This is a genomic window from Blautia sp. HA3515, from assembly GCF_059933065.1.
In genome coordinates this window covers 22,257-28,820 of the sequence record NZ_JAYFUY010000035.1, presented here as the reverse complement: position 1 = coordinate 28,820, position 6,564 = coordinate 22,257, and the positions used below count along the sequence as shown (strand labels likewise).

Here is a 6,564-nt window from a genome sequence, read left to right as displayed (position 1 = left end):
AACAAATTCAACTTTCAAAGCTACCAGTTCATCCATATCAATAGACGATGTATTCGTAACCTGCGGATCCTTCAAAAGCTTTATTCCTGGAATCACCAACAAGCCTTTTTCCGGTTCCCATGCCGGTTCTGTAAGAACTGCCTGCATCCCTTTCGCTCCTGCAAAATCCAGATGATTCACAACCTTTCTTTCATCTGTCAGATAAGCACCTGTTCCCTGATAAAGCGCCCCTGAAATGCAGGCAATTGCCAAAAGCAGCCCTATAGCTTTTATATTTTTCCTCATTCTTTTCCTCCATCAAGTGCAGCAAATGCAGTCTCTGCATTTGTAAATCCGTAAGCCTGGACAGATTCAGTATAAACAAGCAGATCGAATGGACAGATTTCTTCTTTTATCAAATCCGGCTTTAACTGAATTCTTTCAAATAAGGGCTCTGTCTTTTCGCCTGCTGCCAATACATTTTCATAATAATAGTAGCCATCCTCTTGCCGGCTCCATTTTCTGTGAATCTGCAAAGGTTCACACTGTGACTCCCCACGAGAATCTGAAAAACAAACTCTGATCCGAACATAGACAGGAATTTTACTGTCATTGACTACCCAGGGCTTTTTGACGATCACATCACCTGGTTGCGGATCCTCTGGCGGCTTAAATTCTTCTTCTATATGTACTTTATTTTCTGCTGCCCTTATTTCATTTTGTTTCACATCATCATCAGTCAGATAGGCATAGGTAACTGCCCCGGCTCCCAGAACTGTCATACAGCCCAGTGCAAATAAGATCATGATTTTTCTTTTCATTTTCTGATAGATTTTATTTAGCTCCTTTCATGTTCTTTTTTTCAGAAGTATAGAATGATCTTGATGTTTAAACACCAAAATCATGATTACACGGATTGTTCCGTGCTTTGCACTCCCACAATCCTTCCCGCTATTCGCATATCGGAATTACTGAATCAGCACAAGGGAATCACCTCCAGAAACGAAAAAGACATGTACATGCTCCGGCATGTGCAAAAATGAATAGTACAAATTTCTAATTCAAAAAGATACAAAAATGAAAAAATGATCAGATTAAGATCAAAAGAAATTAGATTTATGAAATGTAACGCTGAAATATTTATAAGATGGCTATATCTTACCAAATAGAGAAAAAAAGTCAATGAAAGAACTATAAAGATCTATAAAAAAAACCTAAAACTTTTCACATCAGAAAAACAATATCACAGAACATATTTCTTTTCCAGATAATCACGGATCTTTGTGCGGATCCTTCGTAAAGCATTATCTACAGACTTAGGATTTTTGTCCATCAACATCCCGATATCTGCATAACTTTTTCCTTCTAAATAATAATTTAACACTGTATTTTCCATTGGGCTTAAAGCCGATTTGATTTCATCTTCCAAGGCACGGGTATTCTCCCTGTCAATGATGATCTCTTCTGGTGTTTCAACCCATGCTTGCGCCAGGGGGCTTTCTTCATCCTCCTGGCTTAGCGAAATATAGGTATTTAATGGCATGTGTTTCTGTATCTTGGAACTTTGAACAGCACTGTAAATCTGACGGTCAATACACATCTGTGCAAAGGTAACAAAAGAAGCTTCCTTACAGGATGATAATCCCTGACAGCTTTAAAAAGCCCGATCATCCCCTCCTGAATCAGGTCATCTGTGTCACCGCCTATAAGGAACATTGCTCTGGCTTTCCGCCGTACAAGATATTTATATTTTTCGATCAGATAATCCGCAATTCCCGTTTCACCGGCACGCAGTCTTTGAATCAGCTCTTCATCACTATATTTACTGTACTGTTCCATAATTCCTCCTGCCCTTTACAGGCGTTTCAGGAAAGTCGCTGACGAACGATCTCGTATGCAAGTATACCTGCAGCAACTGAAGCATTCAGAGAATCAATATCCCCTTTCATGGGAATCGCTGCTGTAAAGTCACATTTTTCTCTGATGAGCCGGCTGACTCCTTCTCCTTCATTACCGATCACCATACCGATAGGACCTTTCAGATTCAGGTCATACATCCTATCACCATCCATATCTGCACAAACAAACCAGATACCGGCCTCTTTCAGTTCATCAATTGTCTTTCCAAGATTTGTTACTTTTGCCACCGGTGTATAATTCAATGCACCTGCAGATGTTTTGGCAACGGTAGCTGTAAGGCCCACTGCCCTTCTTTTAGGAATGATCACTCCATGCGCCCCTGCCAGATTTGCAGTCCGGATGATTGCTCCCAGATTATGCGGATCCTCAATATTATCAAGCAGGAAAATAAATGGCGGCTCGCCCTTTTCTCTTGCTTTTTCCAGAATATCCTCTACGGTAGAATACTCATAGGCAGCAATCTGGGCGATCACTCCCTGATGAGAGCCTGTCTGGCTCAACTGGATCCAGCCGCTCCTTTGGCAACATAATTGATAATCGTGTCTTTTTTTCTGGCTTCACGAGCAATACTTCGTACCGGACCATCCTGACACCCATCCAAAATAAAAAGCTTGTCGATCACCTGTCCTGAACGAAATGCTTCCATTACTGCATTGCGTCCCTCTATCTGCTCACTCATATTATTCCTCTTTCACCTTAATATTCCTGGGGTAATCCCAGCTTTACCAGTTCAAGGATCCTTGAAAATCTTCTTTAAATAAAGATACCCTACAAGCGCTTCAAACCCAGTGGCCCTTCTGTAATCAGACATTGTGGCATGCTTGGCCATTGTACCTGAATGGGCATTCCTGCCTCTTTTATAAACCCCATGCTCTTCCTCTGTAAGTACAGGCTCGATCTTCTCGATCATTGCAGATTGGGCAGACGCCTTTACAAGGCTGCTGGCTTTTTTGTGAAGCTGGTTCACCGGACAGTTTCCACGCTTAACCAAAATGGTCCGTATGATCAGTTCATAAACACCATCTCCAATATACGCCAGTGTTAAGGGAGAATAGGTCCTAAGGTCCCTATCCTCCAATTGAAACTGCTGTTTAAGATTATCTAAATTCTTTTCCATTTTACACCTTCGCGTGTATCTTTAAGCTGAATCCCCTTTCCAAGAAGTTCATCTCTGATCTCATCAGCCCTTGCAAAGTTTTTGGACTTTCTTGCTTCCTGGCGCTCCTGGATCAGATCTTCAATCTCTTTATCAAGGATTTCGTCTTTTTTCTCCACGTTCAGTCCCAGAACTTCACACAGATCCTTCATTGTAGTGAACAACTGTCCTGCAAACTCTGCTGAGTTTTCTCCTGTTACATTTGTATTGGAAAATTTAACCAATTCAAAAACTGCTGCCAAAGCATCTGCTGTATTAAAATCATCATCCATGGCTTCTTCAAATTTTGTAACAAAGTTTTCAGATTCTTTGATAAGTTCTTTTTTCTTCCTGAGAAGCTTCTCTGACTGCTGCATGGTCTTTCTGGTCAGCAAGCTTTCCAGCTGCCTCCACAATACGCTCCAGGGCATTCTTTGATGCCTCCATCAGATCTGCACTGAAATTCAGCGGACTTCTGTAGTGTGCATTCAGCATGAAGAAACGCAGCACCTGAAGATCATACTGCTGGCTGATCTCACGAACTGTACGGAAATTACCCAATGATTTGGACATTTTACGGTTATCAATATTAAGGAATGCATTATGCGTCCAGGTTCCCGTGCAAAAATCTTGTCATTGCAGCACTCGCTCTGGGCAATCTCATTCTCATGATGTGGAAAAATAAGGTCTTCCCCACCTGCATGAATGTCGATCTCTTCACCAAGATATTTCTTAGACATTACAGAGCACTCTATATGCCAGCCTGGACGTCCTTTGCACCATGGAGATTCCCAGTAAGGTTCTCCTTCTTTTTTGGGCTTCCAAAGCACAAAATCCAGGGGATCTTCTTTCTGATCTTCGCCAGATACCTGAAGTGCACGGAAGCCAGACTGAAGGTCATCCAGATTCTTATGGGACAGCTTTCCGTATTCTTTAAATTTCTTTACCCTGAAATATACGGTACCATCATTTGCTGCATATGCATAACCTTTATCCATTAAGGTCTGGATCATACTGATCATCCCGTCAATTTCCTGAGTAGCCTGTGGATGGACAGTAGCAGGCTTTACATTCATTCCTGCCATATCCTTTTTGCATTCTGCAATATAGCGTTCGGAAATCTCCTGTGCACTTACACCTTCTTCCAGTGCCTTTTTGATGATCTTATCATCCACATCTGTAAAATTTGACACATATTCTACCTGATACCCTCTATATTCAAAGTATCTGCGGACAGTATCAAAAATAATCATAGGTCTGGCATTTCCAATATGGATCAGATTATATACGGTAGGACCGCAGACATACATTTTTACTTTACCCTCTTCCAGAGGAACAAATTCCTCTTTCCTGCGGGTCAGTGTATTATAAAGCTTCATGATTCTCTTTCCTCCATCTTATTATTCAGAAGGCACACTGCCTGTGCAGCGATCCCTTCTCCCCTCCCTGTAAATCCAAGGCCCTCTTCTGTCGTTGCCTTAATATTCACACAGGACACAGGTATTTCCAATGTTGATCTGCCCACGTTCCTGGTGCCATCTCCGGAGTATGAGGTGCCTATTTCAGGTTTCTGGGCAATAATCGTTGCATCAATATTCCCAACCTCATATCCGCTGGAATCTATCAGTTTCTTCACATGGGAAAGCAGCACAAGACTTGGAAGGTACCGCGATATAGGCTGCTGATTCTGAATCCGGAAAGTGCCTTGCCTATATCCCCAAGTGCAGCCGCACCAAGCAGTGCATCCATAATAGCATGAAGCAGCACATCCGCATCTGAATGCCCAAGCAATCCCAGTTCCCATGGGATCTTCACTCCTCCAAGGATCAAGTCACGGTCAGCCGTCAGCCTGTGAACATCATATCCCATTCCGATTCTCATTGTCAGTATTCCTCTTTCGTAACAGTTCAGCAGAAAATGCATTCCCCTGCTGAATAGTTACACTCTTTCTTTATAAGCTGAAAAGCGGGAATATCCTATCAGCTAATCGGATGTATCCCGGCTTTTATCATTTGTTTATGTGCCTGATTATTTCTCGATGGCTGCGATCACTTCTACTTCGCAGGAGGACATTCTTTGGAAGTGTTTTTACTGCAACACAGGAACGGGCTGGCTTATTCACGAAATATTTTGCATATATTTCATTGAACTGTGCAAAATCACCCATATCAGCAAGAAAACAGGTAGTCTTAACTGCATTCTCAAAAGATGTTCCGGCCTCTTTAAGAACAGCATCCAGGTTCTTCATTACCTGCTCAGCCTGAATCTGAATCGTATCTCCTGCAAGCTCTCCTGTAGCAGGATCAACTGGAATCTGTCCAGATGTAAACAGAATATCATTCAGAATAATTGCCTGGGAATATGGTCCGATCGCTGCCGGTGCCTTGTCTGTATAAACTACTTTCATTTGTCATTCTCCTTTCAAATGATCTTTCTTTTTTTTAACTATTCAGTACTCTCACAGGATACTGCCTGCTGAATAGTTACCTTTATCCATCATAATATATCATATAGTAAATCTGGTCAAGCTATTTTCCTGAGAGGAAGGTGTCAGCTTCCTCCGGCACATTTTCCAGATATTCATAAACCATAGCAGAAATCTTCCGTATATCATCTATGGCATCCTCTTCCTTAGGACAATCCTCTGACATCACACACAGAATATAATCTGTATGATTTCCATAAACAATGGCTATATCATGCTGGGTAGTATCTGTTTCCCCAGTCTTATTTGCAATCGTTACAGATGCATCCAGCACCTGCGGAATCTTGGTACGATTCTTCTGTCCAAGCAACAGTTCCAGCATTGCCTGTGAATCCTTACGGCTTCCACACTCTTCCCTGTAGATCTTCTCCAGCAAAAGTCCACAGTCCTTCACAGATGTGGGGATTATTCTCTCCGATTCCAACCGGTATTGTAGATGATGGTGCCAGCGTATGAAGCACCTGTGTATCCTGATAGCCCTCTGCTTTCAGATATTTATTGATCTTTCCGGCCCCAGCTGCAAAATCATATTTCCTGGTCTGAAGGCGAACCAGTTCGTTAAAGGATTCATTATCACTGACTGTGATCATATTACTAAGGAGAGTTCCGATTTTCTTTGACACTTCCTTACTGCCAGCAGCTTTCTTTAGTATGCTTTCCTCGCTCTGAGCCACCACATCCATATTATCATAGGTCTCGGCCATTACAAAGGCCTTGATCAGGCTGGCAGACGCCATCTTCTGGTTGTTGATCACCAGCTGGTCATCTGTTCCAAGATCTTTTACATAGATGCTCCATTCCCCTTCAAAGTCTGTTACCATTTCCTGCAAAGATAGCTTCAGCCTTTGTATGCCGCCCTCATCCATATTCTGAATCCTGCCATCTGCATCATATACATAACCCTGGGGAGTGGTCCCTGCCTCTGAAGCCAGTACCCCGTTCTCTCCAAAATAATAATATCCATCAAAGCTTCTGCCATTTGAATCCATTGAAATATAAAAAATCCCAGGATCTGTATTCATCTTGCCGTTTTCATCGAAATAAT

3 protein-coding genes and 8 pseudogenes are annotated in these 6,564 nt (G+C 42.2%); all 11 read right to left on the bottom strand.

Annotated elements, in window-relative coordinates; genetic code table 11:
• Positions 1-285 (bottom strand): annotated as a pseudogene (locus R1Y93_RS02465) (hypothetical protein); the annotation flags it as partial.
• Positions 282-800, bottom strand: a complete 519-nt coding sequence (locus R1Y93_RS02460; protein WP_500821503.1) for a SipW-dependent-type signal peptide-containing protein — start codon at positions 798-800, stop codon at positions 282-284. The gene R1Y93_RS02460 and the pseudogene R1Y93_RS02465, both read right to left, overlap by 4 nt.
• A gap of 422 nt (positions 801-1,222) precedes the next feature.
• Positions 1,223-1,818: pseudogene (gene sigH, locus R1Y93_RS02455) on the bottom strand (RNA polymerase sporulation sigma factor SigH).
• 26 nt (positions 1,819-1,844) lie between these two features.
• Positions 1,845-2,578, bottom strand: a pseudogene (rlmB, locus tag R1Y93_RS02450) (23S rRNA (guanosine(2251)-2'-O)-methyltransferase RlmB).
• 17 nt (positions 2,579-2,595) lie between these two features.
• Positions 2,596-3,016, bottom strand: a pseudogene (locus tag R1Y93_RS02445) (Mini-ribonuclease 3).
• Positions 3,001-3,348: pseudogene (locus R1Y93_RS02440) on the bottom strand (DALR domain-containing protein); the annotation flags it as partial. The pseudogenes R1Y93_RS02440 and R1Y93_RS02445, both read right to left, overlap by 16 nt.
• 78 nt (positions 3,349-3,426) lie before the next feature.
• Positions 3,427-4,413: pseudogene (cysS, locus tag R1Y93_RS02435) on the bottom strand (cysteine--tRNA ligase); the annotation flags it as partial.
• Positions 4,410-4,915 (bottom strand): annotated as a pseudogene (gene ispF, locus R1Y93_RS02430) (2-C-methyl-D-erythritol 2,4-cyclodiphosphate synthase). The pseudogenes cysS and ispF, both read right to left, overlap by 4 nt.
• Before the next feature lie 147 nt (positions 4,916-5,062).
• Positions 5,063-5,441, bottom strand: a pseudogene (locus R1Y93_RS02425) (RidA family protein).
• 121 nt (positions 5,442-5,562) lie between these two features.
• The gene (locus tag R1Y93_RS02420) at positions 5,563-5,895 is read right to left on the bottom strand and encodes a serine hydrolase (RefSeq protein ID WP_500821502.1); all 333 of its coding nucleotides are present in this window, start codon (positions 5,893-5,895) and stop codon (positions 5,563-5,565) included.
• The gene (locus R1Y93_RS02415) at positions 5,855-6,541 is read right to left on the bottom strand and encodes a serine hydrolase (protein ID WP_500821501.1); all 687 of its coding nucleotides are present in this window, start codon (positions 6,539-6,541) and stop codon (positions 5,855-5,857) included. The genes R1Y93_RS02420 and R1Y93_RS02415 overlap by 41 nt, the downstream gene beginning before the upstream one ends.
• Positions 6,542-6,564 lie beyond the last annotated feature (23 nt).

Coding starts and splice junctions, on each gene's coding strand:
- R1Y93_RS02460 (WP_500821503.1), bottom strand. CDS start 800: ATGAAAAGAAAAATCATGATCTTATTTGCACTGGGCTGTATGACAGTT.
- R1Y93_RS02415 (WP_500821501.1), bottom strand. CDS start 6,541: ATGAATACAGATCCTGGGATTTTTTATATTTCAATGGATTCAAATGGC.